The organism is Brevundimonas sp. LF-1, assembly GCF_037055305.1.
GTDB lineage: Bacteria > Pseudomonadota > Alphaproteobacteria > Caulobacterales > Caulobacteraceae > Brevundimonas > Brevundimonas sanguinis.
In genome coordinates this window covers 2,552,551-2,577,193 of sequence record NZ_CP146349.1, presented here as the reverse complement: position 1 = coordinate 2,577,193, position 24,643 = coordinate 2,552,551, and the positions used below count along the sequence as shown (strand labels likewise).

Here is a 24,643-nt window from a genome sequence, read left to right as displayed (position 1 = left end):
GCCAATTCTCTTTCCCGAAATCGAGCAAAATGGGGCGATACCCCCTCACACATGCCACTCTTATGCCGGGTTAACACAAAGGGCGTCAGTTCCGCATTGCGAAGCGTCGCGCGACTCGCTATCCACGCGGCCTGCCGGAGACGTGGCCGAGTGGCTGAAGGCAACGGTTTGCTAAATCGTCGTACCCTGTAAGGGGTACCGAGGGTTCGAATCCCTCCGTCTCCGCCAGAACCCCTAAAAGCAAGCAATATCAGTAACTTAACTGCCCTTCGGGGCGAGTTGTGTGACGGATTGTGTGACACGCGTTTAGCTGGTTCCGGGGGGCATGGATTGGCGCTTGGGCCCGAACATGCTCCATGTGATTCTTCACAACGATTTACAGGTGCCTGCTTCGCGGGTGCCGAGGTGGAGGAGGTGCCTATGGGGGGCTCTAGTAGCCGGACTGTCGGCTTGGCTAATGTTGGCTTCTCAGGAGCGAGCGCCCGCCAGTGAATCTTTGGCAATGATGGCTCATTGGCAGTGCCAAGTATGGACCGGGATGGCAGGAGATGAGGGGGCCGCTAAAACTCATTATGATCGAGTGTATGCAAGCGGAAGCCGATTTGTTGCATCTGCGCGCGCCGGGCAAATCGAGCCAGCGGATTTCGCGGCTACCGTGCCCATATACATTTCCCTCTCGTTGGCAGGGCCGTCGGATGATTTCGTGCTTGGTCGCCTCTACGAAATCACGACAGAGCGTGCGTTTGACAGGGTCGTAAAGCGAGACAGGAACGATGTATTGCGCGCTCCATCGGACTACCTGATGGACGAAGAGTTGCAGGCGATCGTAGCTAGAGAGCTTGTTGGGTCGAGTAACTGTGCTGCTTTATGATTAAGCAGATGATCGGTCGGCAATCAGGCGATGATTTAACGCTGGCTGTCGCGCGCTGAGAGGTCATGCAATAGCGGACCAGACACGGACCTCACCATGTCTCGCATCCGCTGCTGGTACCCTTGCTGTGCAGTGAAAGGGGCGATGAGCGTGGCGACTCTTACACCCCCGATGGGGTCAAGCCGCTCGTCCGATCCGAGAATCTCGCACCCTCGCGGATCGAGGTCTTCAGCGGTTTGCGACACAAGTTTCGTGAGGGTGTTGATCGTTAGGCGGACCCGGCGGCATGAACTTGTGGTCACCGCGTCGAGGATGCCGCTTTTTAGCTTTGTATTTCGTAAGTTTCCTTGTTCGTGTGGACGAGGAAGCTGGTATCGTCGAGCCAACTCGACGACTGAACGTTTGCTGAGGGTGCGCTCAGGGTGACTGACGCATCTTCGCATCTGCCCGTGTTCACGAAGCATGAGATTTCCGAGTAGTTCAGAGGCCAGGCGATATCTGGCATCGACCACGTTCCTGTCGCAAACACCGCCGGGGAAGGCTCGCCAAACACGTTCACCATCACGTCGCCTGCGCCGGGCGATACGGGGGTGAGGCGGGCCAGCGATGCGAGCCGGGTCAGGCTTCCAAGTTCTGCGAATGACAGGCTCCCATCCACGACGCCGCCTGACTTCTCTTCAAAAGCCTTGATCGCAGACACCGTGTCCGGGTCCGTCAAAGGTTGAAAGGGAGTCCGGAGGTCGATGGGGTAGCTTAGGTCGGCGAGGGATCGTCTCGCCATGAACCGGAACAGGCGGACGTCTACGTCGTCACGCTGAAACTCGGGAGCGGTGGCGATGACTTCCTCAAACGGCTTTTGCATGAGGGCGGCGGCTTCGACCTCAGATTGAGCAAAAACCGGCCCGGACAGGGCGGCGATGGCGATGGTCGCAAATAGAATGCGCATGGCGACTTTCCAAACCGATGTTCGCTAAAGGTGGCATTGGTTCGCACCTTTTGTCACGTGGCCGCGAGGTCAGGCTGGGATCACCTGACGCCCCCCCCACCTTTCGCCGTGATTTGACCTACTCTCTGTTTTCCCAAGCTTCAGCGTCCTCGACCGTGAAGTCTGTCCATTCGCATCCGCAAGACAAAGCTTGTCCGCCGCAGCTGGGGCATTCCTCTACGGCGCAGCCCGGCACATGATACTGCCCGACAATGACACCGCAGTCCCTACAATGATGCTTCGGGGTCCGGCTTTCATCTCGAAACAGCTCCTCTCCCCCGTATGCGAGGCGGTGGTATGTGCGACCGATCAGGGCCATTGGCTTTGTTTGCGCTTTAGTGATCCGCCCCGGCCAGAAGCTCGCCATTGGGTGTCCATCGACTTCAATGATCTCTCCGTCCCACGACGCACGTTCCAACTCTTCGAGAAGCGAGTCAGGCGGCAAGTCGAGCTTCTCAAGGAGAAGCTTTGCGATCTGTGGAATGCTGGTATTTCGGAGGTCGATGTAACCGACCGTCGAAGGGACGCCCGGGAGAGCCGCGTCATCGATCCGGATAGGCAAAATGTATTCCCGGTCAAGACCGAAGGACCGGGCTTGGGCCTGTCGTAGCTCATGCTTGGTCCAGAGCTTTTCCAGATAGATTTCGGACACGAAAACGACGCAGAAGCGCGATTTCTCCCCGTAGATCGTGGCTAGATGTTGGAATAGGTCTTTGCCCCAAAGTGAGGCTTGTTCCGCGTAGTCGTAGAAAACGCGTGCGCCCGCGCGGTTTAGGAGCTTTGAGAGATGCTCGGCGTGGTGCCGGTCTTCGCCCGCGAATGATAGAGCTACGTCGTATTGGATGTCTGTCATGGGGCGAGCTTCGCACCTGTCGCTCGCCCCTGTCACGCTCGACGAACGCTAGTGGTCCATTGCGCCCCTTAGTAGCCGCCTAGGCGTTTGAGGACGGCTACAGCGTTCTCAAAACCGTCTTTGGTCGGGGCAGGGCGGACGCGATTGCCGTTGATCCCAACATACGGAGAATAGACCTGGCTGCCAGCCGTGACGACCGCCCCTTCGTCATCCTCAGAGACGACATAGACCGATAGGATATAGGCGATGCGGTCGTGAACCTGTGGTGCGTTACCATTGAGAGTTTCGCTGACAGAGTGAGTGAGGCTGACCATTTGCGCGAATGGACTGGTGTAGTCATGCTTGCATGTCAGGCCTTCCCTCGTGCGATCCATGACGATGCCGCTTCGGCGGACGCAATCTTGCGCTAGTTCTTCAATGAGCACCTTGGCGCTCTTGTCGAAATACACGGGCTCCGGGGTCTGGTGCGTCGCAGCTTGCAGGGCGAGGGCAGCAATAATCGTTACGAACATGGATTCTCTTGAAGGCGCTATAGGATCGCCCGAACAAGCGCTGCTTAATCCGGACGATCCATCTCTAGCACAGATATATGGGCGCTATGCGAGGCTAACATTATGTTTCAAATGCTTTTTCTCGATGCGCTGAATAGCTGCGCGTGACACGCCAAACTGTGCCGAAAGAGCGCCCAAGCTGACGCCTTCCGAGCGCAGCTTCAGCACTTCAGCTTGCTGGCGGTTAGACAGCGCCGCTGGGCGCCCCAGAGAGCGCCCCTGAGCCTTGGCGCGGCTCAATCCGGCCTGCGTCCGCTCAATCAGAAGATCGCGCTCAAACTCGCTGACAGCGGCAATGACGCCCATCGTCATTTTTCCTGCTGCGCTGGTCAGGTCCACACCACCGAGGGCGAGGCAATGAACTCTCACGCCGGACGTGGCGAGGCGTTCAACCGTCGTTCGCACGTCCATCGCATTACGCCCAAGGCGATCCAGCTTGGTGACGATCAGCACGTCACCTTCCTCTAGCCGATCAGTGAGCTTTGAAAAGCCAGGGCGCTCCATAGCGGCTACTGAGCCGGAAATGGTTTCCGTGACGACCCGCTTGGGCTCGACGCCGAAGCCAGCAGCTTCAATCTCATTTATCTGATTGTCGGTGGTTTGATCAGACGTGCTCACTCGGCAATATGCAAACGTCCTAGCCACAACAAACTCCGCATCGAAAACCTGTATCGATATTTAGGCTGTATCGAAACAGTTGTCTAGCTAGATTACGATACGCTCCTGATCGCTGTATCGTTATCGTTCGTTTTCGAGCCGCTATCTGGATTCGGAGAGCGCTCGATCCAGAAGACAGGTCTCGATGGAGCGGGTCCGGTCCAGCGTTGTGGGTAGAGGAGGCCTGATCGGCGTTGGGCAACATACCAAGCCTTTGCAGAGGCTCTGGTAGCCCGTGGAGCCCCGATGATCTGATCCCGTCTATCAGTCAGTCCTCGCTTTCTGCGGGCTTCATTGAGGGTCTCGCTGGTAACGAACGGTGCTTTTGAAATGTATCTTGTCCAGCCGACGAGACGATCAATCCGCTTTGTATGGGCTTGGCGTTCTGGCGCTTTCATGAGCTTTGCACCGCCGCCTACGCGGGAGAGCACTGGCCGAACCTCATCCAGTGATGATGATATGATGCCGTGAAGATGAGGCTCGTGAACCGGAGAGGTTTCGATGATGAAGGCGTATTGCACAGCTGGATCACCGGCGGCACGGAACTCCCGGTTCATTCGTTCTGTGAAATAGCCGACAAACCCACGAGGGGAGGCGAGAGCTTTTTCGATCTCATTGGGGCCTAGCCGAAGCGTGAACGAAAACAGTTCGCCCGTCATGGAGGCTCCCATAGCCAGGAGCTTCAGTTTGTCTCCTGTGTGGTCCCAATCAGGTGTCCAGATGGTTCTGGTTTCGTGACCTGTTTCACCGTTTCGTTCTGTTCTTTTTCTATAGATTTTATCCTCCCACTTACGCACTGGAGGTTTGCGTCCCGATGCTAGAATCGTGGCGCAGCCTTTGTGCAAAGAAGCTTGGATTTGCTGGAATATATGGTGGTCCGCGAGAGGGTCGCGACGAGAGGCAGAGCCAGCATTTTTTGACTGAGGACGTATGCGCCTCATCCGGCGAGCGACCTTTTCTGAGGTCCGCTTATCCTGCTCTTGTTCAGCTATCCATTCGCCGATTGTGGCTTTTATTTTTGGGGGAGGGGGCATTGGGTTAGGCTACGCAACAAAGGATATTTTGAAACTATAAGGCGAGTGAAGTTGGGCCTAGATCGCTGTCGTGAATGCATACAGCTTCCTTACAAGTTTCGTTCGGATTCTATGGTGATGGTTCTTAGGTTATCCGGACGCTCAGGAGCCAAACTATAAGGTAATCGTATTTTTTCAGCGACAAAAATATTGGGAACGGGGTCCATACAGGGTGTCGTTTAAATCTAGGACTTCGTATTGGCTGAGCTGTCTTGATAGAGATGGCTTAGGTCCAGGCCCTCGAACTTAATGTCTTTGATGGCATTGTATGTGTGTTCTATCCCCAGGCGCCCGAGGTAGTGCTCATCCATCCCCTGTTGAGCGTGTCCCAAGAGTTGATTTTGATATTGGGGCGGAACCTTGTGGATAGCCATCTGCGTTTTCCATGTATGCCTGAGGCTGTAGAGCGTTGGCTTTGGCTTCCCTTGAATGACGCCGAGGATGATCTTGTCGTTAAAGTTCCTTACCCAAGAATCTGACGAATATAACTTTCTCGGATCGGAGGAGAGTTTCCATTCTGGGAACAGGCGTTCTTCACGACGAGCCTTCATTCGTTCGACATATTTTAGGAATCCGAGGCGCTCCAGGTCCGGGTGGATTGGAATCTTGCGAGCTGCATTCTCAGTTTTGTGCGACACGATGAAGTCGCGTTCGTCGTCTGGATCGTCAGGATCATACTCAGTGAGGATCGAGATATATGGATAGCCATCCTCCTCTTTAATATCATCTACGGTGAGCTGAGCGACTTCACTGGGACGCGCGCCCGTGAAAAGCATTACCAACGGCACCCATTTCCGGTGGTCATCAATAATCACATAGCCGGGGCTGTTAACTTGAGTGCTGGATTTGGCTCCAGTGAAAATCGGCCATCTGAAGAGTGCGTTCAGCTCATGAACTGCAAACGGATTGGCCTTGCGCCTTCCCTTCGACTTTGATGCTCCCTTCACAAACACGTCTTTGCAAGGGTTCTCTGAAATAATGTTCCTTTGTCGGGCGTAGGTGAATACCCACTTCAGAATAGCCAGATAGCCGTCTCGAGCGGTGTTTGGTGAAATGTGATTGTAGGGTTTAGGGCGAGGCTCGATTTGCCTTGATCGCTTGAGACAGTGTGAGGTTGGGGAACCTCTGCTTCATATTCGCGGGCATGAACTGGATCTCATCCATGAAATCCCGGATGTTCATTTCAGTGATTTTGTAGATGGGTTTTTTCCCACATGCGTATCGAGCATCTGGGACGCTATGCGGACCTTGTGTTCCCATGAAGCTTCAGATGGATTTTGCGCCATCGCTGCCTCAGCCACTTCCTTGACCGACCAATGAGATTCTGCGCGTCGTGGAGCGGTAGAAGGCGACGAAACTGTGAAGCCGGGGGAGGTGGGGAAGGAGTGGCCCAACGCATAGTCCGAGCGACTGGCTAGGGTTTTGATCTCAACCTCGAGGAGCATCTCCATTAGCTGGGTGGAGGTGATTTCGTCCTGCTCAAGGCCTGTCTTTTTGATTATCCAATCAGCCTCGATGCGGTGGATGCGATCCAGCTCCCTACGCAAAAGCTCTCGCGCGTTATGCCGCGAAGAGGGATCGTGCAGCGCGGCTGATTGTTGGATTGCATAATCGTCGCGGTTTTCTCGATCTTCCGCCGTTTCTTTGAGGCGGCTGGACTGAAGCGCCTCCAAGTTCCGTTCATAGCGTGCTGCGGCAATCTGCTGGAGCATCGGATGGGTGAGAACTACGTGCCGGGGCGAGCTGTCAGGGACGTGTAGGTGCTGCTCAAACAGATCGTCATAGCCCAGGGTCGCAGCCTTCAGCCGCGCTTCCTTGAGCGTTTTGACCCGTAATGATTTTTGAAAGAAGGCCTTCCCGCCGAAAATCGGTTTGTGCCGGAGGCCTTCGGGGACGCGCCGCCAGTAATAGAAGATGCCTTTACGCGCGATAAGATAGTCGGGGTGCTTAGCCATAGTGGCGCGGCTTGTGTGACAGATTGAGTGACACGGCAAGCTAAGAACCGATTGATATATTAAAGTTTTTTGTTTTCAAAGCCCGGACTGTCACACACGGGAGAGTCCCTCCGTCTCCGCCAGAACCTTTCATCTTCATAATGATGATGCAGCCTCAGCCTTCCTTGGACGGGGCGGCTTTGGCGTCGGTGGGGCGGCGTACAGGGACGCCGTGCTGGCGCAGGATGCGACGGGCGACTTCGGGCGCGCCGACCATCGGCAGCGGTTGCCCGAAACGCTCGCGCCACAGTTGATCCAGGCGAACTTCCTCCGGAGTGAGCAGGCGAGTCATTGACGAGTCCTTGTTACGCAGACGCCTTGCTTTTAGGCCGTCCCGCCGGGGGCGAACGCAAACTCATGTAACCTGAGCCATATGTGAGGGGAGCCGCAGGTTGGGCCTCTTCAGGGGCGAGCTTCCCTAAGGTGATCTTGGCGCCGCGCGGCGCGCGGGTTAGGCCTGTGACTCAACTTCTCAACGGGAGAAACGCACATGGCCGATCTGGCCCTCGCCACCGACAAGATCCGCGCCGCCGTCGGCGAAAACTCGGGTCTGGGCAAGACCGTGAAGCTGGACTTCGGCGATGACGGCAAGATCTTCATCGACGGCGCCTCGGCTCCGAACACCGTCAGCAACGACGACAAGCCCGCCGACGCCACGGTCTCGATCAAGTGGGACGACTTCGTCGCCCTGGCCGAGGGTCGCCTGGACCCGATGATGGCCTTCATGCAGGGCAAGCTGAAGATCGCCGGCGACATGATGATCGCCCAAAAGCTGGCGCCGCTGCTCAAGGGCTAACGGCGGGCTGAGGCCTGATGATCAACGGCGCGGCTCCGATGGGGCCGCGCCGTTTTCATTTGGGGGATGGCTCGCGCCAGGTTGGGGGCGGCGCGGGTCGTTCTATCCTGCCTTATCAGGCGGATTCCTGTGGTGGTGATGGACAGAAGGCGAACTGAAATCGCCATCGACGATGTCGCCCAAATAAAGATTCGTGCTTGATTTTTTGGGCGGAGCTGGCGGCCGGCCGAACAGCCAGTCCATAAGGCCGCGCTTGGCCGGACGGGGGTTTTGAGGGGACGACGGGTGTTGCGGAGTCATCATGGCGGACTCTCCTAAGGCTGGGAATTAAACCCCTTCAGAGAGGCGCTGTTCCTGCGGCGCCGCTTTTGTGGCCAGTATTATTTTAGCGCCATCGCATGCCCGTCTGCGCCGCCGGCCGATCACCTTCTTTTCTGTGCGCCACGTGGCGGAGCGGAGCCTGCGCCAGGGTCCGATCACGACTTAAGGAACCCCTGGGCGCCGGCTGCATTTCGAGAAGGTGGCGACCGTCGAAATCAAAATGGGGGCGAAGCGGCTTCATGGGCAGCATGCAGCATAGGGCGACCGCACCCGTCGATGACCTGGAACGTTATCGCCGGACCCGCAGCGTGTTGCCGATACTGGCGGCGTCGCTGACGGATGAAGACCTGCAGGCTCAGTCGATGGCGGAGGCCAGTCCGGGCAAATGGCACCTCGGCCATGTGAGCTGGTTTTTGAAACCATGCTGCTCGAAGAGCCGGGCTATCAGCCGATCGACTCCAGGCTGGGGCGGGTGTTCAACTCCTATTATGAGGCTCTGGGCGAACGGATCGGGCGCGCCGAACGGGGTCTGATGACGCGGCCTTCGCGGGCTGAGGTCATGGCTTATCGGGCAGAGGTCGATCGGCGGATGGAAGCGCGCCTTGCCGACGCTGCAAGGCCGCTAGGCGCGCTAGAACAATATCTTTTTGAGCTGGGCCTGAACCACGAGCAGCAGCACCAGGAGCTGTTCCTGATGGATATCCTCCATCTGATGTCGCGCTCGCCCCTGGATCCGGCCGTCTATGACGAAGAGCCGCGTTCATCGCCGTTGGAGGCTCCGTACGGCGGCTGGCAAGCTTTCGAAGGCGGGCTAGTTGAAATCGGCGACGCCGGCCACAGCTTCGCCTTCGACAATGAGCGGCCTGCTCACCGCGTCTGGCTGGAGCCGTTCGAACTGGCTGCGGACCTGGTCACCAACAGAGAGTGGCTGGCCTTCATCAGCGACGGCGGCTACGCGCGGCCCGATCTGTGGTTGAGCGACGGCTGGGCGACAGTTCAAGCGCAGGGCTGGACGGCGCCGCTCTACTGGAGACGTGAGGAAGACGGCGGCTGGACGGTGATGACGCTGGCGGGGCGGCGGCCGGTCGATCCGGCGGCGCCGGTGCGTCATGTCAGCTTCTACGAGGCCGACGCCTTCGCGCGGTGGTTGGGGGACGCCTGCCGACCGAGGCGGAGTGGGAACACGCGGCCCGCGGCCGACCCGAGGCCTTCTCCAATCTGGACACCGAGGCGTGGCAATGGACCGCCAGCGCCTATGCCCCTTATTCCGGCTTTCGCCCGACCGAAGGCACGGCCGCCGAGTACAACGGCAAGTTCATGGCCAATCAGATGGTGCTGCGGGGCGGCGCCTTCGCCACTGCGCCGGGCCACGCGCGGCCGACCTATCGCAACTTCTTCTATCCGGACCAGCGCTGGGCCTTCACCGGCGTGCGGCTGGCGTCGGACGCTGACGAGGCGAGGCGACGGGGCGAGAGCTACGACGAACATGAGGCGTTTCGTCGCGATCTGGTCGCCGGCCTGGCGGCCAGGCCCAAGAGCCTGCCGCCCAAATGGTTCTATGACGCGCGAGGCTCGGACCTGTTCGAGGCCATTACGCGGCTGCCGGAATACTATCCGACCCGACAGGAAGCGGCGCTGCTGCGCCGGGTCGCGCCGCAGTGGGCGGGGCGGTTCGGTCCTGACGCCGTGCTGGTCGAGCTGGGCTCGGCGCCAGCGAAAAGACCCGGATCGTGCTGGACGCCGCGCCTGATCTGGCGGCCTATGTGCCCATCGACATCAGCCCTACGGCGTTGGAGGACGCGGCGGCCCGGTTGCGACAGGCCTATCCCGCGCTAAGGGTCCTGCCGCAGGTTGGCGATTTCGAGCATATGGGCGTCTTGCCGGCCGAAGCGGGGCAGGGGCGTCGCGTCGGTTTCTTCCCGGGCTCGACCATCGGCAATCTGACGCCAGAGGCCGCCGAGACCTTGTTGCGCGACGCGCGCGACATGCTGGGGCCGGACGCCTTGTTCATTCTGGGCGTCGATATGATCAAGGAGCCGTCGGTCCTGGTGCCCGCCTACGACGACGCCCAAGGCGTGACCGCCCGCTTCAACCTGAACGTGCTGGCGCGGGCCAACCGCGATCTAGGGACGGACTTTGATCTGGACGCCTTCGCCCATCGGGCGGTCTGGAACGAGGCCGAGGCGCGCATGGAAATGCATCTGGAAGCCCTGCGCCCCATGACGGTGCGCCTTGGGAAGCTTGTCTTCCGCTTTGCGCAGGGCGAGACGATCCACACCGAAAGCTCGCGCAAGTTCGACGAGGCCCGCGTGCGCGCCCTGGCCGAGGCGGCGGGCTGGCGGGTCGAGGCGTTCGAGGTCAGCGACGCCCCGCGTGTGGCCCTCGCGTTGCTGGCCAGCTAGTCGTCGGCTCATGTCGGATAAAGAAAAACGGCGAGGTTTCCCGCGCCGTCTGTAAAGTCTGAAACGGGGTCGCTGGGATCAGCGCTTCGGCGTCGCCGGATCCTGAGCGGCCTTGTTGCGCGCGCCGTGAGAGGCTTCGCCGCCCTTGCGGCCGGCCTGGGCTGCAAGAAAGCGATCCTGAGAGAAGCTGCGCTTCTCGCTGGGGACGCTGGCGCCGCCCTTGCGGGCGATTTCGCGCTGACGTTCCGGGTCCATCGAGGCGAAGCCTCGCTTGGAAACACCGGAGCCGCGAGTGGGCTGACCTTCGGCCATTTCGGATGTTCCTTTCGTAGACGGTGGCGCTTGCGAAAGAGAACCCAGCCCCGGCGCGGAGGTTCCGAGAAAGGATTAAAACCCTGTTCGGCGGCGCGCCTCGACAAGACGGAACCGCGCGGACTTCGGCGGGTTCATCGAGGCTCGGAGTGCAGCATTCAGGAGCTCAGTTCATGTCGGCATCCAACGACCCCTTCGCCCATACGGACGGCGCGCCATCGCCCGAGGACATCATCGAGGACCGCTCCACCCTCAGCGACCGTCTTGTGGGCGCCGCCGACGAGATTCTGGCCGCCGGGGCGCGGCCACGCCCCTTACGTCAGGCCGTGCGAGAAGATGCGGCCGAGGTGCGCGACTGGGCGCGCCATCGCAGCTCTGAGGCCCGCGACGCGATCTGCGATGAGCCGATCCGTATGTCGCTCTACCCCTTGGCATCGGTGTCCTGATCGGCCTGCTGGCCGCGCGTTAAACCACTATCAGGGAGGTTAGGCCGGGCCGGAAGCCGGGCGCGCGATCGGCGTCGCCTGCATGGCCCGATCCGAGACGAAGGGGTTGCTGCGCCGCTCTGCCCCGAAGGTCGAAGCCGGCCCGTGGCCCGGCACGAAGGTGACGTCGTCGCCCAACGGCCACAACTTGGTGGTGATCGCGCTCAGCAGGGCCTGATGATCGCTCCGCGGGAAGTCGGTGCGGCCGACCGAACCCTGAAACAGAACGTCGCCGACCTGGGCGAAGCGAGCCTCGCGGTTAAAGAAGATCACGTGGCCGGGCGTGTGGCCGGGACAGTGGAAGACCTCCCACGTCGTCTCGCCCAGGCTCAGCACGTCGCCATCGTCCAGCCAGCGCGTGGGGGTGAAGGTGCGGGCTTCCGGCAGGCCGTACTTCTGGCCCTGGGTGGGAATCAGGTCGATCCAGAACTGGTCCTCAAGATGCGGGCCGACGATGTCGAGACCGGTCTTCTCCTGCATTTCGGCGGCGGCGCCGGCATGGTCCAGGTGGCCGTGGGTGATCCAGATGGCGTCCAGCGTCAGTCCGCGCCGTGCGACCTCGCCCAGGATGGCGTCGACCGAGCCGCCGGGATCGATGACGGCGGCCTTGTTCGTCGTCGTGCACCACACGGTGGTGCAGTTCTGCTGAAGCGGGGTGACGGGCGTGACAAAGACGCCGATGGGGGCTGCGGAAGAGGCTGACGACTGGCTCATGGGCCATCAGATAGCGGCCCTCTGACCACAAAGGAACCGCGTTGCGTTGACGTTTCAGCCCCTTCTCGACATAAGGGCGGGCTCCGAGGCGCCGCTCCCGAAAGGGGCGGCCCTGTTGCTTTATCCACCGCGCGCCTTTGCGGCGTCGCCACAGAGCGTCAGATATCCGACCATGCAAGTCGTCGAAAAGTCGAACGAAGGCCTCAGCCGCGTGATTGCGGTGACCATTCCCGTCGCCGAGCCTCAATGAAAAGCTCGAAGCCCGCATCAAGGAAGTGGCCCCCCAGATGAAGCTGAAAGGCTTCCGTCCGGGCAAGGTGCCGGCCTCGTACGTCAAGAAGACCTTCGGCCGTGACTTCATGGGCGAAATCATCAACGCCTCGCTGAACGAGACCAGCCAGGGCGCTCTGGAAGAGCTGAAGCTGCGTCCGGCCGCGCCGGCCGAGATGAACCTGACCTCCGACATGGACAAGGTCATCGCCGGTCAGGAAGACCTGGCCTATGAAATGTCGCTGGAAGTCATGCCGGAATTCACCCCGGTCGACCCCAAGACCCTGAAGCTGACCCGCCCGACCTATGAGGCCTCGGAAGAGGACCTGGACGAGGCGCTTAAGGAACTGGCCTCGCAGGCCAAGTCCTACGAGGACAAGAAGGGCAAGACGGTCAAGGCCGCCGACGGCGACCAGCTGACCATCGACTTCGTCGGCAAGATCGACGGCGAAGCCTTCGACGGCGGCGCCGCCACCGACGCGGACCTGGTGATCGGCTCGGGCCGCTTCATCCCCGGCTTCGAAGAGCAGCTGAAGGGCGCCAAGGTCGGTGAAGAAAAGACCATCGAAGTGACCTTCCCCGAAGAGTACCAGGCCAAGCACCTGGCCGGTAAGGCCGCGACCTTCGACGTGACCGTCAAGGCCATCAAGGCCGAGGTCGAATCCAAGATCGACGACGAGTTCGCCAAGCGCATCGGGCTGGAGTCGCTGGACCAGCTGAAGGAACTGCTGAAGTCCAACCTGAACCAGCAATACGCCGGCGCGACCCGCTTCAAGCTGAAGCGCGCCCTGCTGGACATCCTGGACGAAGGCCACGACTTCGCCCTGCCGCCGAAGATGGTCGACGCCGAGTTCGAAGGCATCTGGGCCCAGGTTTCGGCCGACAAGGACGCGGGCCAGCTGCCGGAAGAAGACGCCAAGAAGTCGGAAGACGAACTGAAGGCTGAGTACCGCAAGATCGCCGAGCGCCGCGTGCGCCTGGGCCTGGTGCTGGCCGAGATCGGCCGCGCCAACAACGTCGGCGTGACGGATCAGGAACTGTCGAACGCCATCATGGCCGAGGCCCGCAACTATCCGGGTCAGGAAAAGATGGTGCTGGACTTCTACCGCCAGAACCCGAACGCCGCGGCCCAGCTGCGCGCCCCGATCTATGAGGAAAAGGTCGTCGACCTGATCGTCTCGGTCGCCGAGGTGAAGGACGAAGCCATCACCAAGGAAGAGCTGATGAAAGAAGAAGACGAGGCGTAAGCCTTTCTTCCTCAGGCCCTGAGCCTTGCGATCCCCGCTCCGGTTTTCCGGGGCGGGGATTTTGCTTTCCGGCGCCGCCTTGCGCCGAGGCCTCATGAACGCGATATCGTAGGAGACAGGCGCGCGCCGTATGAGTCGTGCGACCCTCCTGAATTCGAGAAGGCCTTCATGCGCGATCCGATCGACTACATCTCCAACAACCTGGTGCCGATGGTGGTGGAGCAATCCAGCCGCGGCGAGCGCTCCTTCGACATCTTCTCGCGCCTGCTGCGCGAGCGGATCATCTTCCTGACCGGCCCGTTCGAAGACGGCATGGCCTCGTTGATCTGCGCCCAGCTGCTGTTCCTGGAATCGGAAAATCCGAAGAAGGAAATCAGCATGTACATCAACAGCCCCGGCGGTCAGGTGACCTCGGCGCTCGCGATTTACGACACCATGCAATACATCAAGTCGCCGGTCTCGACCGTCGTCATGGGCATGGCCGCATCGGCTGGCTCGCTGATCCTGACGGCCGGCGAGGCGGGCCAGCGCGTCGCCCTGCCGAACGCGCGGGTGATGGTGCACCAGCCCTCGGGCGGCTTCCGCGGCACGGCCTCGGACATCGAGCGCCACGCCGAGGACATCATTGCCACCAAGCGCCGCCTGAACGAAATCTATGTCCAGCACACCGGTCGCACCTATGAAGAGGTCGAGCGCACCCTGGACCGCGACCACTTCATGACCGCCGAGGAAGCCAAGGCCTGGGGTATCGTCGACCACGTCTATGACAAGCGCACCCAGGCTGACGACGACGGCGTGAAGGCTCCCTAAGCTTTAGACGCGCTTCGGCTGCGACAATTGGCGAGGCGGGATTCGGCGACGGATCCCGCCTCGAATCTTGTTTGAGACTCGGTATCAGCGGGAGGGGGCTCATGGCGACGCAGTGGAGAGACGACGGCTTTCGATATGGCGCCGTGACGCGCGTCCTGCACTGGGCGATGGCCCTGCTGCTGGCGTGGCAGTTCGCGGGCATGGCGATCAAACTGACCGTCGGCAAGGGCCGATCACCGCCTTCTGGGTCGGCACGCACAAGGGGATCGGCGTCATTCTGCTGGCCCTGATCGTGCTGCGCGCGCTGTGGGGGCTCTACAACATGAAGACGCGTCCGGCGCATGGCGGCGGCTTCTGGGGCTGGCCGCCAAGGTCGGGCATCTGGCGCTCTACGCCCTGATGCTGATCGTCCCGGCGCTGGCCCTACTCCGGCAGTATGGATCGGGCAAGCCGCTCGACGTGTTCGGCGTGCGTCTGATCGACGGGGGCTGGGCTGAGGTTCCGTGGATGACAGCCCCGGCCAACGCCGCTCATGGCCTGCTGGCCTGGGTGCTGCTGGCCGCGATTGCTGGCCATATCCTGATGGTGCTGGTCCATCGCTTCATCTGGAAGGATGAGACGACCCAGCGGATGATCGGCTAGCGATTATGGGCGGCCGGTGAAGACGCGGTAGCCCTTTTCGGCGGCCGCCGCGATCATCTCGGCATCGCCCGAGGTGTCGCCGTAAGCGGCGGCCAGCGTCATGTCGTCGCCGTAGGCGGCGCGAAGACGGCTCATCTTCTCCTCGCCCCGGCAGTTGCCGCCGAGGAAGCTGCCCGCCACGCGATCCTGGGCGTCGAACGCCAACCGTGTGCCGATCAGGTTCTCGGCGCCCAGCCTGCGGGCGAAGGGGGCGACGGTTGTCTCAGGCGAGGCGGTGACGATGACGCGATGGGCGCCGCGACGGCCCCAGTCCTCCCAGGTCGCCAGCGCGTCCGGGCGCATGAAACGCGGCCAGATCTCTGCGGCGAAGCGTTCGGCGTCAGCCTCCAGCGCCTTGCGGTCGACGTTCATCAGGAACTCGCGCACCGAGGCGACCTTGATCCGGCCCCGGTCGCGGTCGCCCAGATAGGCGAACACCGCTGGGATCATCTGCGCCAGACCGGTCACCCATCGCAGCGGCCCGGCCCGCCACTTCAGAAAACTGGTGAAGCTGTCGCGATCGTCAGGGTGCCGTCGAAATCGAAGGCGACGATGGGCTGTCCGGGGTCAGGGGACTGGTGAAAGGCTTTTTGGCTTCCCATGTCAGACATTAGCCGTGATCCCCATATTATCTGTCCTGTCCGTCCTTGAAGCGCGTTGCAGCGCCGCAACGGGGTTGTGGCGGAACGTGTGATGGGTGATTGTCATTTTTTGAAGACCTTCGATGATAGATTCCCTGGATCGATCGTGAAGGAAGCGCTTTTCGTCTCAATGTCGGGGCGGATTGCGGATAGTGAGAAGGGTCTATGACCAAAGCCGCCGGCACAGACGCCAAAAGCACGCTCTACTGCTCGTTCTGCGGCAAGAGCCAGCACGAAGTCCGCAAACTGATCGCCGGACCGACCGTTTTCATCTGCGATGAATGCGTCGAACTGTGCATGGACATCATCCGCGAAGAGCACAAGATCGCCTTCAAGACCTCCAAGGACGGCGTGCCTACGCCCAAGGAGATCCGCGACGTCCTCGACGATTATGTGATCGGTCAGAGCCACGCCAAGAAGGTGCTGAGCGTCGCCGTTCATAACCACTACAAGCGCCTGAACCACGCGACGAAGAACAACGACGTCGAACTGGCCAAGTCGAACATCATGCTGATCGGGCCCACCGGCTCGGGCAAGACGCTGCTGGCCCAGACGCTGGCGCGCATCATCGACGTGCCGTTCACCATGGCCGACGCCACGACCCTGACCGAGGCCGGTTATGTGGGCGAGGATGTCGAGAACATCATCCTGAAGCTGCTTCAGGCGTCGGATTACAACGTCGAACGGGCTCAGCGCGGCATCGTCTACATCGACGAGATCGACAAGATTTCGCGCAAGTCGGACAACCCCTCGATCACCCGCGACGTGTCGGGAGAGGGCGTGCAGCAGGCCCTGCTGAAGATCATGGAAGGCACCGTCGCCTCCGTGCCGCCGCAGGGCGGGCGCAAGCATCCGCAGCAGGAGTTCCTGCAGGTCGACACCGCCAACATCCTGTTCATCGTCGGCGGCGCCTTCGCCGGCCTTGAAAAGGTGATCTCGGCGCGCGGGGCAGGGGCCTCGATCGGCTTCGGCGCCAAGGTCAAGGAGATCGACGAGCGTCGCACCGGCGAAATCCTGAAGGGCGTCGAGCCGGATGACCTGATGCGCTTTGGCCTGATCCCCGAGTTCATCGGCCGTCTGCCGGTTCTGGCGACGCTGGAAGACCTCGACGAGACGGCGCTGATCACCATCCTGACCGAGCCGAAGAACGCCCTAGTCAAGCAGTACAAGCGCCTGTTCGAGATGGAGAACGTCACCCTGACCTTCACCGACGACGCCCTGTCGGCGGTGGCGAAGAAGGCGATCACCCGCAAGACCGGCGCGCGCGGCCTGCGCTCCATCCTGGAGGGCGTGTTGCTGGAGACCATGTTCGAACTGCCCACCTTCGAGGGCGTCGAAGAGGTCGTGGTCAACGCCGAGGTGATCGACGGCAAGGCTCAGCCGCTGCTGATCTATTCGGAAACCAAGAAGAAGACGGCCGACGGCGCCGCCTGACGCTGACGTCCGATCCAAGCGAAAAGGGGCGGCTCGCCACGGGCCGCCCCTTCATCGTTTCAGAGATGGCTCAGGCGGCCGTCTGAAATCACACGCTTTTTCACGCTTCTGTGGGCTGCAGGCCCGCCACGCTTGAACCGCGTCCAGACAGAACCACATACTCACACGAAAGCCGCTGAAAACAGCGGGTCGAGTCGGGACGAAGAGGCAGTAACGCCAAATCAGACCGGTTCGGCGGGCCGGAGATTCACGATGGCCCCCGAAAGTACGCATCATGACCGAGAGCAAAATCCTCCCTGTCCTGCCGCTGAGAGACATCGTCGTCTTTCCGCACATGGTCGTGCCGCTGTTTGTCGGGCGCGAGAAGTCCGTGCGCGCCCTCGACGAGATCATGAAGGGCGAGAAGCAGATCCTGCTCGCCACCCAGATGAACTCGGTCGATGACGACCCGGCGACGGACGCCATCTATTCGACCGGCGTGCTGGCCACGGTGCTGCAACTGCTGAAGCTGCCGGACGGCACGGTGAAGGTGCTGGTCGAGGGCAAGTCGCGCGCGCGCCTGACTCGCTTCACCGACCGTGAGGACTACTACGAAGCCGAGGCCGTGGAGATCGACGATGAAGCCGGCGATCCGTCGCAGAGCGAAGCCTTGCTGCGCGCCGTGATCGAGCAGTTCGAAAACTATGTGAAGCTGAACAAGAAGGTCCCGCCCGAGGCCCTCAGCGCCATCCCCCAGATCACCGACCCGTCCAAGCTGGCGGACTCGGTCGCCGCGCATCTGTCGGTCAAGATCGCCGACAAGCAGGCCCTGCTCGAAACTGTCGTCATCCCGGCGCGGCTTGAGAAGGTCTACGGCATGATGGAAGGCGAGATCAGCGTCCTTCAGGTCGAGAAGAAGATCCGCAGCCGCGTGAAGCGGCAGATGGAGAAGACCCAGCGCGAGTATTATCTGAACGAGCAGATGAAGGCGATCCAGCGCGAGCTGGGCGAGACCGACGACGCGCGTGACGAACTGCTGGAGTTGGAAAAGCGCATCAAGAAGACGCGCCTGTCCAAGGAGGCCCGCACCAAGGCCGAGGCGGAGCTGAAGAAGCTGCGCAACATGTCGCCGATGTCGGCGGAATCGACCGTGGTGCGCAACTACCTCGACTGGCTGCTGTCGATCCCGTGGTCCAAGACCCGGCCAAAGCCCATCGACCTGCAGAAGGCCGAGGACATCCTCGAAGAGGATCACTATGGCCTGGAGAAGGTCAAGGAACGGATCATCGAGTATCTGGCCGTTCAGGCGCGCACCGGCAGCCTGAAGGGGCCGATCCTGTGCCTCGTCGGCCCTCCGGGCGTCGGCAAGACCTCGCTGGCCCAGTCGATCGCCAAGGCGACGGGGCGTGAATACGTCCGCATGTCGCTGGGCGGCGTGCGCGACGAAGCCGAGATCCGCGGTCACCGCCGGACCTATATCGGCTCCATGCCCGGCAAGATCATCCAGTCGATGAAGAAGGCGAAAACCACCAACGCCTTCGTCCTGCTGGACGAGATCGACAAGCTGGGCGCCGACTGGCGCGGCGACCCGTCCTCGGCGCTGCTGGAAGTGCTGGACCCGGCCCAGAACTCGACCTTCGGCGACCACTATCTGGAGGTCGACTACGACCTGTCGCCGGTGATGTTCGTCACCACGGCCAATAGCCTGAACATGCCCCAGCCCCTGCTGGACCGCATGGAGATCATCCGCGTCTCTGGCTACACCGAGGATGAGAAGGTCGAAATCGCCCGCCGCCACGTCCTGCCCAAGCAACTCAAGGACCACGGCCTGAAGGAGGGCGAGCTGATCGTCCCTGACGACACGATCCGGGGGCTGATCCGCTATTACACGCGCGAAGCCGGCGTGCGTTCGCTGGAGCGCGCCCTGGGCGGTCTGGCCCGCAAGGCGGTGCGCGAGATGGCCAGGACCAACGCCGCCTCGATCACCGTGGATGCGGCCAAGCTGGCCGAATACGCGGGCGTGAAGAAGTTCCGTTACGGCGAGACGGATGCGGAAGATCAGGTCGGCATCGTCACCGGCCTGGCCTGGACCGAGTTCGGCGGCGACATCCTGACCATCGAGGCCCTGAAGATGCCGGGCCGCGGCCGCATGACCGTGACCGGCAACCTGAAGGATGTCATGAAGGAGTCGATCTCGGCGGCGGCGTCCTACGTCCGCAGCCGCGCCCTCAGCTTCGGCGTCAAGCCGCCGCTGTTCGAGAAGACCGACATCCACGTGCACGTGCCGGACGGCGCCACGCCCAAGGACGGCCCCTCGGCGGGGGTGGCCATGACGGTGGCCATGGTGTCGGTTCTGACCGGCATTCCCATCCGCAAGGACATCGCCATGACCGGCGAGATCACCCTGCGCGGTCGGGTCACGGCCATCGGCGGCCTCAAGGAGAAGCTGCTGGCCGCGCTTCGCTCAGGCGTGAAGACGGTCCTGATCCCGCAGGAGAACGAGAAGGACCTCGAGGAGGTGCCGGAAAACGTCAAGGCGGCCCTGGAGATCGTACCGATCTCTAACGCCGACGAGGCGCTGAAGTGGGCCTTGACCGGCACGCCGACCCCCGTCGAGTGGGACGAGGCGGCCGAACCCATGACCCCGACGCCGCCGGCGCCGCTGGCCGGCGAGGGGGCCAGCATCAGCCACTGATGCGGGCCTTGGCCTGAGAGTGACGAGAGGCGGCTCGGGGCGACCCGAGCCGCCTCTTTTGACCTGCGCCCCAATAGCCGCTTAAGTTCCGCCTTCGTTCGCGAGGGGGCTTTCGACGTGACCAAGACTGAACTGATCGGCCGCATGGCCCAGGCGGCGGGGATCAGCCGCGACCAGGCCAAGCTGGCGCTGGAGGCGTTTACCGATCAGGTGACGGCCTCTCTTGTAGAGGGGCGCGTTGTGCGCCTGGTCGGCTTCGGCAGCTTCGTCGCCGCCGAGCGCAAGGCGGGCGTGGCGCGCAATCCTCAGACCGGTCAGGAGATCGCGCGGCCCGCCTCTCGCACCGCGCGCTTTCGCCCGGGCGAAGGCTTGAAAAGCGCCTTGAACGGCTGACCGCCACAGGGCATGAAGCCTGTCCTCGACATTGAGTCGAATGATGCGGGCGGCTAGCTCAGCTGGTCAGAGCATCTCGTTTACACCGAGAGGGTCGGCGGTTCGAACCCGTCGCCGCCTACCATCACTTCCGTTCGGACGGGCAGGGCGTCCTATTCTTCGGAGCCGGCGAGGCGAGCTTCACGCCAGGCGGCCTTGGTCAGGGCCGGCAGCATGGCCACGGCGTCGGCGGCCTTGGCGCTGGAGGCGTTGCCCGACAGCATCCGCTTCTTCACCCCCTGGATGATGCCGATCAGGCGGAACAGGTTGAAGGCGAAGTGCCAGTGCAGGTCCGGCAGGGTGTCGCGCCCGGTGGCGGCGCAATATCGCCGGGCCATGTCGTCCAGCGAAGGAATGCCCGCGGCCTCAAGGTCCAGACCGTTTAGCCCGGCGCGGCCGTCGGCGGGCAGAATCCAGTTCATGGCCAGATAGGCGAAGTCGGCCAGAGGGTCGCCCAGCGTCGCCAACTCCCAGTCCAGCACGGCCCGGACCGTCATGGAATCGGGGGCGTAGATCAGGTTGTCGATGCGATAGTCGCCGTGGATGATGGCGGTGCGGGTCTGTTCCGGCGCCGTGCGCGGCAGGAAGTCGATCAGGCGTTCGACCTCGGGCAGGTCGTCGGTCTGGGCGGCGCGATATTGCTTGGTCCAGCGCGCGACCTGACGCTCGAAATAGTTTCCGGGGCGCCCGAAATCCTCCAGTCCCACGGCGACCGGATCGACGCTGTGCAACTGGGCCAACGTATCGACCATGGCCTCATAGGCGGCGCGGCGCTCGGACGGCGACAGGCCCGGCAGGGCGCCGTTCCAGAAGGTGCGTCCCTCGACCAACTCCATCACATAGAAGGCCGAGCCGATGACGGCGTCGTCCTGACACAGGGCGAGCGGCGCGGGCACGGGAAAGCCGGTCGGATGCAGGGCGCTGATCAGCCGATATTCACGCTCGACCGCATGGGCCGAGGGCAGCAGGGGGCCGAACGGGCGGCGGCGCAGGACATAGTCCCGGCCGTCGACGGTCATCCGGTAGGTCGGGTTCGACTGGCCGCCGGGGAACTTCTCCAGATGGATATCGGCGGGCGCGGCGGGCAGGACGCCCGCCAGCCACTGTCCCAGACGCGCGACGTCTAGATCGCTCATCGCGCCGCCTCAGCGTGGCGGGCGAACTCGGACCGGGCGATGGCGCGGGCGTGCACCTCGTCGGGGCCGTCGGCGAGGCGCAGGGTGCGGATGCCCGCCCAGGCCGCGGCCAGCTCGAAGTCCTGGGACACGCCGCCGCCGCCGTGGGCCTGGATGGCGTCGTCGATGATGCGCAGGGCCATCATCGGCGCCTGGACCTTGACCATGGCGATCTCGTCCTTGGCCGCCTTGTTGCCCGCGCGGTCCATCATGTCGGCGGCCTTGAGGCACAGCAGGCGCGTCATCTCGATGTCGATGCGGGCGCGCGCGACGCGCTCTTCCCAGACCGAATGTTCGCCGATCCGCTTGCCAAAGGCGACGCGCGACATCAGGCGGCGCGTCATCGCCTCCAGCGCCTCTTCGGCCGCGCCGATGGTGCGCATGCAGTGGTGGATGCGGCCGGGGCCAAGGCGCCCTGCGCGATCTCGAAGCCGCGCCCCTCGCCCAGCAGGATATTCTCGACCGGCACCCGCACGTCGGTGAGGCTGACCTCCATGTGGCCGTGCGGGGCGTGGTCATAGCCATAGACGCTCAGCGGCCGCTCGATCTTCACGCCCGGCGCATCCATCGGCACCAGGATCATCGACTGCTGGCGATAGGTCTTCTCGTCCGGGTCGGTCTTGCCCATGACGATGGCGACGCGGCAGCGTGGATCGCCCGCGCCCGACGACCACCATTTCCGGCCGTTGATGACATAGCAGTCGCCGTCGCGACGGATTTGCGTCTGGATATTGGTGGCGTCGGACGAGGCGACGGCCGGTTCGGTCATCAGGAAGGCTGAGCGGATCTCGCCGTTCATCAACGGAATCAGCCACTGCGCCTTCTGAGCGGGCGAGCCGTAGCGGTGCAGCACCTCCATATTGCCCGTATCGGGCGCTGAGCAGTTGAACACTTCGCTGGCCCATTCGATGCGGCCCATCTCTTCGGCGCACAGGGCGTATTCGAGGTTGGTCAGCCGTTCGCCCGTGAACTCGAAATCGTCCGGCTCGGCCATGCCTTCGGGGGCGGGCGGCATGAACAGGTTCCACAGGCCGGCGGCGCGCGCCTCGGCCTTCAACGCCTCGATCGAGGGCAGGGGCGCGGCCCAGCGGTCGCCTTCAGCGATCTCGGCGTGGACGGCGGCGACGCGCGGACGCACCTTGTCGGCCATGAAGGCCCGGACGCGCGCCTGAAACGAACGCTCGCGTTCCGTCAGGGTGAAATCCATCGCTTAACTCCCTTAGGCATGGCCACAACGCCGAGTCGGTCTTTCAACCGGTCGAAGATTCTCGACAGGCTTCACCATGCCAGACCGTTCGTCATCTGAAATCGGCTGAAGCGTCCAAGGCAGAGGGCGCGCTCCTCCGTCTGCAGGGGGAGCGCGCCGGTCGCCTGAGCCTATTCCGAGGTCTTGCCGTCGAAATGTTCTTCGGCTTCGTCGGCCTTGGTCGGGTGGACCACGTCGTGGCGATGCTCCGGCGGGCCATAGAGGGTGTAGAGCTTCAGCGGCTGCGAGCCGGTGTTGATCAGGTTGTGACGGGCGCCGGCCGGAACGATGATGCCGGACTCAGCCTTGGCGGGGCGCGACTGCCCGTCGATGACGATCTGTCCTTCGCCCTGTTCGATGCGGAAGAACTGGTCGTGGCCTTCGTGGACCTCTTCGCCGATCTCTTCGCCCGGTTGAAGCGTCATCAGCACCAGTTGCAGGTGACGGCCGGTGTAGAGCACGCGGCGATAGTCGTCGTTGTCGAGCGTGGCCCGTTCGATGTCGTCAAGATAGCCTTGCATGGCGGATCCTCATGAAGAACTGGGAGAGTTCGACTCATAACGCGCCCGAAGCGGCCGGGTCTTGATCTTTCGCAAAACCAGAAAAACGCCGGAGCTTTCGCCCCGGCGTTTGTGCAGTCTTACGCTTTTGATCGCTTAGCCGCGCTGGGCCAGCGGCACGTAATCGCGCTCGGTCGGGCCGGTGTACAGCTGACGCGGGCGGCCGATCTTCTGCGACGGATCGGCCATCATTTCCTGCCACTGGGCGATCCAGCCCACGGTGCGCGCCAGGGCGAACAGCACGGTGAACATGGTGGTCGGGAAGCCCATGGCCGACAGGGTGATGCCCGAGTAGAAGTCGACGTTCGGGAACAGCTTGCGCGAGGTGAAATACTCGTCCTGCAGGGCGACGGCTTCCAGTTCCTTGGCGACCTGGAACAGCGGGTCGTTCTCGCGACCCGTGGCGGCCAGCACTTCATAGGCCGACTGCTGCATCACCTTGGCCCGCGGATCGTAGTTCTTGTACACGCGGTGGCCGAAGCCCATCAGCTTGTACTTGCGCGCCTTCACGCCCTCGATGAACTCGGGGATGCGGTCCGGGGTGCCGATTTCCTTCAGCATGTTCAGCGCCTCTTCATTGGCGCCGCCGTGCGACGGGCCCCACAGGCAGGCGATGCCGGCGGCGATACAGGCGAACGGGTTGGCGCCCGACGAACCGGCCAGGCGGACGGTCGAGGTCGAGGCGTTCTGTTCGTGGTCGGCGTGCAGGATGAAGATGCGGTCCATCGCGCGCACCAGCGCCGGATCGACGTGGTAGTCCTCGGCCGGCACGGCGAAGCACATGCGCAGGAAGTTCTCGGCGTACGACAGGTCGTTGCGCGGCGAGATGAAGGGCTGCCCGATGTGATACTTGTAAGCGCGGGCCGCGATCGTCGGCATCTTGGCGATCAGGCGGATGGCCGAGATGTTGCGCTGCACCGGATCATGGATGTCCAGGCTGTCGTGATAGAAGGCCGACAGGGCGCCGACGGTGCCGACCATGATCGCCATCGGGTGGGCGTCGCGGCGGAAGCCTTCGAAGAAGCGGTCGAACTGGGCGTGCAGCATGGTGTGGCGCGTGACGCACTGCTCGAACTCTTCGTATTCGGCGGCGTTTGGCAGTTCGCCGTGCAGCAGCAGGTGGCAGACTTCCAGGAAGTTGGACTTCGAGGCCAACTGGTCGATCGGATAGCCGCGGTGCAGCAGCACGCCGGCGTCGCCGTCGATATAGGTCAGGGCCGATCGCAGGCCGCCGTGGAGGTGAAGCCGGGGTCGAAGGTGAAGGCGCCGGTGCCGCCGTACAGCTTGCGGATATCGATGACGTCCGGGCCGGTCGAGCCGGAAAGGACGGGGAGCTCTACAGTCTTGTCCTGATAGGACAGGGTCGCCGAGCCGGCGGGTTTCGCTTGTTCAGTCATCTAGGCCCCTTGTTCTTCCTTGGACCGGCGCGGGGAGGCGGTCGGCCTGAGTTGGTTATGGG

At 62.4% G+C, this 24,643-nt stretch carries 23 protein-coding genes, 2 tRNA genes and 4 pseudogenes; 14 read left to right on the top strand and 15 right to left on the bottom strand.

Features of this window, described 5'->3' with window-relative positions; all coding sequences use genetic code 11:
• The first annotated feature begins 136 nt into the window (after positions 1-136).
• Positions 137-228, top strand: a tRNA-Ser gene (locus V8F63_RS14210).
• A gap of 965 nt (positions 229-1,193) precedes the next feature.
• Here V8F63_RS14210 and V8F63_RS14205 read toward each other — a convergent pair.
• From V8F63_RS14205 to V8F63_RS14170, 8 genes are all read right to left on the bottom strand, one after another.
• On the bottom strand, positions 1,194-1,817 hold the full coding sequence (locus V8F63_RS14205) for a hypothetical protein (protein WP_392353764.1): 624 nt from the start codon (positions 1,815-1,817) through the stop codon (positions 1,194-1,196).
• A 118-nt stretch (positions 1,818-1,935) separates the two neighbouring features.
• Positions 1,936-2,709: a TIR domain-containing protein gene (locus tag V8F63_RS14200; protein WP_392353762.1), complete on the bottom strand. Its 774-nt coding sequence runs from the start codon at positions 2,707-2,709 to the stop codon at positions 1,936-1,938.
• A gap of 68 nt (positions 2,710-2,777) precedes the next feature.
• The gene (locus tag V8F63_RS14195) at positions 2,778-3,221 is read right to left on the bottom strand and encodes a hypothetical protein (RefSeq protein WP_392353761.1); all 444 of its coding nucleotides are present in this window, start codon (positions 3,219-3,221) and stop codon (positions 2,778-2,780) included.
• Between the two features lie 84 nt (positions 3,222-3,305).
• Positions 3,306-3,905 (bottom strand): recombinase family protein, encoded by a 600-nt coding sequence (locus tag V8F63_RS14190; protein ID WP_392353759.1) that lies wholly within the window; start codon positions 3,903-3,905, stop codon positions 3,306-3,308.
• Between the two features lie 65 nt (positions 3,906-3,970).
• Entirely contained in the window at positions 3,971-4,576 is a 606-nt protein-coding gene (locus V8F63_RS14185; protein WP_392353758.1) for a hypothetical protein, read from the bottom strand.
• Between the two features lie 599 nt (positions 4,577-5,175).
• Positions 5,176-5,943, bottom strand: coding sequence for a site-specific integrase (locus tag V8F63_RS14180; RefSeq protein WP_392353757.1), 768 nt, complete (start codon positions 5,941-5,943; stop codon positions 5,176-5,178).
• Between the two features lie 225 nt (positions 5,944-6,168).
• Positions 6,169-6,945 carry a DUF6538 domain-containing protein gene (locus tag V8F63_RS14175; RefSeq protein ID WP_392353755.1) on the bottom strand — a complete coding sequence of 259 codons (777 nt, stop codon included), beginning with the start codon at positions 6,943-6,945 and terminating at the stop codon, positions 6,169-6,171.
• 154 nt (positions 6,946-7,099) lie between these two features.
• Positions 7,100-7,276: a hypothetical protein gene (locus V8F63_RS14170; RefSeq protein ID WP_167309467.1), complete on the bottom strand. Its 177-nt coding sequence runs from the start codon at positions 7,274-7,276 to the stop codon at positions 7,100-7,102.
• 198 nt (positions 7,277-7,474) lie between these two features.
• Between V8F63_RS14170 and V8F63_RS14165 the strand changes: the two genes are divergently transcribed.
• The 4 genes and pseudogenes from V8F63_RS14165 (at position 7,475) to V8F63_RS14150 (ending at position 10,503) form a co-directional block, all read left to right on the top strand.
• The gene (locus V8F63_RS14165; RefSeq protein WP_024354161.1) at positions 7,475-7,780 is read left to right on the top strand and encodes an SCP2 sterol-binding domain-containing protein; all 306 of its coding nucleotides are present in this window, start codon (positions 7,475-7,477) and stop codon (positions 7,778-7,780) included.
• 706 nt (positions 7,781-8,486) lie between these two features.
• Positions 8,487-9,197 (top strand): annotated as a pseudogene (locus tag V8F63_RS14160) (SUMF1/EgtB/PvdO family nonheme iron enzyme); the annotation flags it as partial.
• A gap of 47 nt (positions 9,198-9,244) precedes the next feature.
• Positions 9,245-9,937, top strand: a complete 693-nt coding sequence (locus V8F63_RS14155) for an L-histidine N(alpha)-methyltransferase (RefSeq protein ID WP_392353753.1) — start codon at positions 9,245-9,247, stop codon at positions 9,935-9,937.
• Positions 9,832-10,503, top strand: coding sequence for an L-histidine N(alpha)-methyltransferase (locus V8F63_RS14150; protein WP_392353752.1), 672 nt, complete (start codon positions 9,832-9,834; stop codon positions 10,501-10,503). Before V8F63_RS14155 ends, V8F63_RS14150 begins: the two co-directional genes overlap by 106 nt.
• Positions 10,504-10,581: 78 nt before the next feature.
• Here the strand turns inward: V8F63_RS14150 and V8F63_RS14145 are convergent, their stop codons facing one another.
• Positions 10,582-10,815 (bottom strand): general stress protein, encoded by a 234-nt coding sequence (locus V8F63_RS14145; protein WP_392353750.1) that lies wholly within the window; start codon positions 10,813-10,815, stop codon positions 10,582-10,584.
• A gap of 173 nt (positions 10,816-10,988) precedes the next feature.
• Here V8F63_RS14145 and V8F63_RS14140 point away from each other — a divergent pair, with 173 nt between their 5' ends.
• Positions 10,989-11,261: a hypothetical protein gene (locus tag V8F63_RS14140; protein WP_392353749.1), complete on the top strand. Its 273-nt coding sequence runs from the start codon at positions 10,989-10,991 to the stop codon at positions 11,259-11,261.
• 39 nt (positions 11,262-11,300) lie between these two features.
• On the opposite strand, the gene V8F63_RS14135 is transcribed toward V8F63_RS14140, so the two are convergent.
• Positions 11,301-12,014 (bottom strand): MBL fold metallo-hydrolase, encoded by a 714-nt coding sequence (locus V8F63_RS14135; RefSeq protein ID WP_392353747.1) that lies wholly within the window; start codon positions 12,012-12,014, stop codon positions 11,301-11,303.
• 172 nt (positions 12,015-12,186) lie between these two features.
• Between V8F63_RS14135 and tig the strand changes: the two are divergent.
• The 4 genes and pseudogenes from tig to V8F63_RS14115 all read left to right on the top strand — a co-directional run bounded on the left by tig (position 12,187) and on the right by V8F63_RS14115 (position 14,983).
• Positions 12,187-13,531: pseudogene (gene tig, locus V8F63_RS14130) on the top strand (trigger factor).
• Positions 13,532-13,699: 168 nt separating this feature from the next.
• On the top strand, positions 13,700-14,341 hold the full coding sequence (locus V8F63_RS14125) for an ATP-dependent Clp protease proteolytic subunit (RefSeq protein ID WP_024354168.1): 642 nt from the start codon (positions 13,700-13,702) through the stop codon (positions 14,339-14,341).
• Positions 14,342-14,525: 184 nt separating this feature from the next.
• Entirely contained in the window at positions 14,526-14,741 is a 216-nt protein-coding gene (locus V8F63_RS14120) for a hypothetical protein (protein ID WP_392353746.1), read from the top strand.
• Positions 14,741-14,983 carry a cytochrome b/b6 domain-containing protein gene (locus V8F63_RS14115; protein ID WP_392353745.1) on the top strand — a complete coding sequence of 81 codons (243 nt, stop codon included), beginning with the start codon at positions 14,741-14,743 and terminating at the stop codon, positions 14,981-14,983. Before V8F63_RS14120 ends, V8F63_RS14115 begins: the two co-directional genes overlap by 1 nt.
• 3 nt (positions 14,984-14,986) lie before the next feature.
• Here V8F63_RS14115 and V8F63_RS14110 read toward each other — a convergent pair whose 3' ends face one another.
• Positions 14,987-15,490 carry an HAD-IB family hydrolase gene (locus V8F63_RS14110; RefSeq protein WP_392353743.1) on the bottom strand — a complete coding sequence of 168 codons (504 nt, stop codon included), beginning with the start codon at positions 15,488-15,490 and terminating at the stop codon, positions 14,987-14,989.
• 338 nt (positions 15,491-15,828) lie between these two features.
• Between V8F63_RS14110 and clpX the strand changes: the two genes are divergently transcribed.
• The 4 genes from clpX to V8F63_RS14090 all read left to right on the top strand — a co-directional run bounded on the left by clpX (position 15,829) and on the right by V8F63_RS14090 (position 20,288).
• Positions 15,829-17,097, top strand: coding sequence for an ATP-dependent Clp protease ATP-binding subunit ClpX (gene clpX / locus V8F63_RS14105; protein WP_025977406.1), 1,269 nt, complete (start codon positions 15,829-15,831; stop codon positions 17,095-17,097).
• A gap of 274 nt (positions 17,098-17,371) precedes the next feature.
• Positions 17,372-19,771 (top strand): endopeptidase La, encoded by a 2,400-nt coding sequence (gene lon, locus V8F63_RS14100; RefSeq protein ID WP_392353741.1) that lies wholly within the window; start codon positions 17,372-17,374, stop codon positions 19,769-19,771.
• A 144-nt stretch (positions 19,772-19,915) separates the two neighbouring features.
• Positions 19,916-20,164, top strand: coding sequence for an HU family DNA-binding protein (locus V8F63_RS14095; RefSeq protein WP_235599242.1), 249 nt, complete (start codon positions 19,916-19,918; stop codon positions 20,162-20,164).
• A gap of 47 nt (positions 20,165-20,211) precedes the next feature.
• Positions 20,212-20,288 (top strand) — tRNA-Val (locus tag V8F63_RS14090).
• A 28-nt stretch (positions 20,289-20,316) separates the two neighbouring features.
• Here the strand turns inward: V8F63_RS14090 and V8F63_RS14085 are convergent.
• From V8F63_RS14085 to gltA, 4 genes and pseudogenes are all read right to left on the bottom strand, one after another.
• Positions 20,317-21,339 carry a phosphotransferase family protein gene (locus V8F63_RS14085; protein ID WP_134581112.1) on the bottom strand — a complete coding sequence of 341 codons (1,023 nt, stop codon included), beginning with the start codon at positions 21,337-21,339 and terminating at the stop codon, positions 20,317-20,319.
• A pseudogene (locus V8F63_RS14080) lies at positions 21,314-22,585 on the bottom strand (acyl-CoA dehydrogenase family protein); the annotation flags it as partial. The pseudogene V8F63_RS14080 and the gene V8F63_RS14085, both read right to left, overlap by 26 nt.
• A 170-nt stretch (positions 22,586-22,755) precedes the next feature.
• Positions 22,756-23,145: a cupin domain-containing protein gene (locus tag V8F63_RS14075; RefSeq protein WP_134581110.1), complete on the bottom strand. Its 390-nt coding sequence runs from the start codon at positions 23,143-23,145 to the stop codon at positions 22,756-22,758.
• Positions 23,146-23,280: 135 nt separating this feature from the next.
• Positions 23,281-24,581 (bottom strand): annotated as a pseudogene (gene gltA / locus V8F63_RS14070) (citrate synthase).
• Between the last annotated feature and the right edge of the window lie 62 nt (positions 24,582-24,643).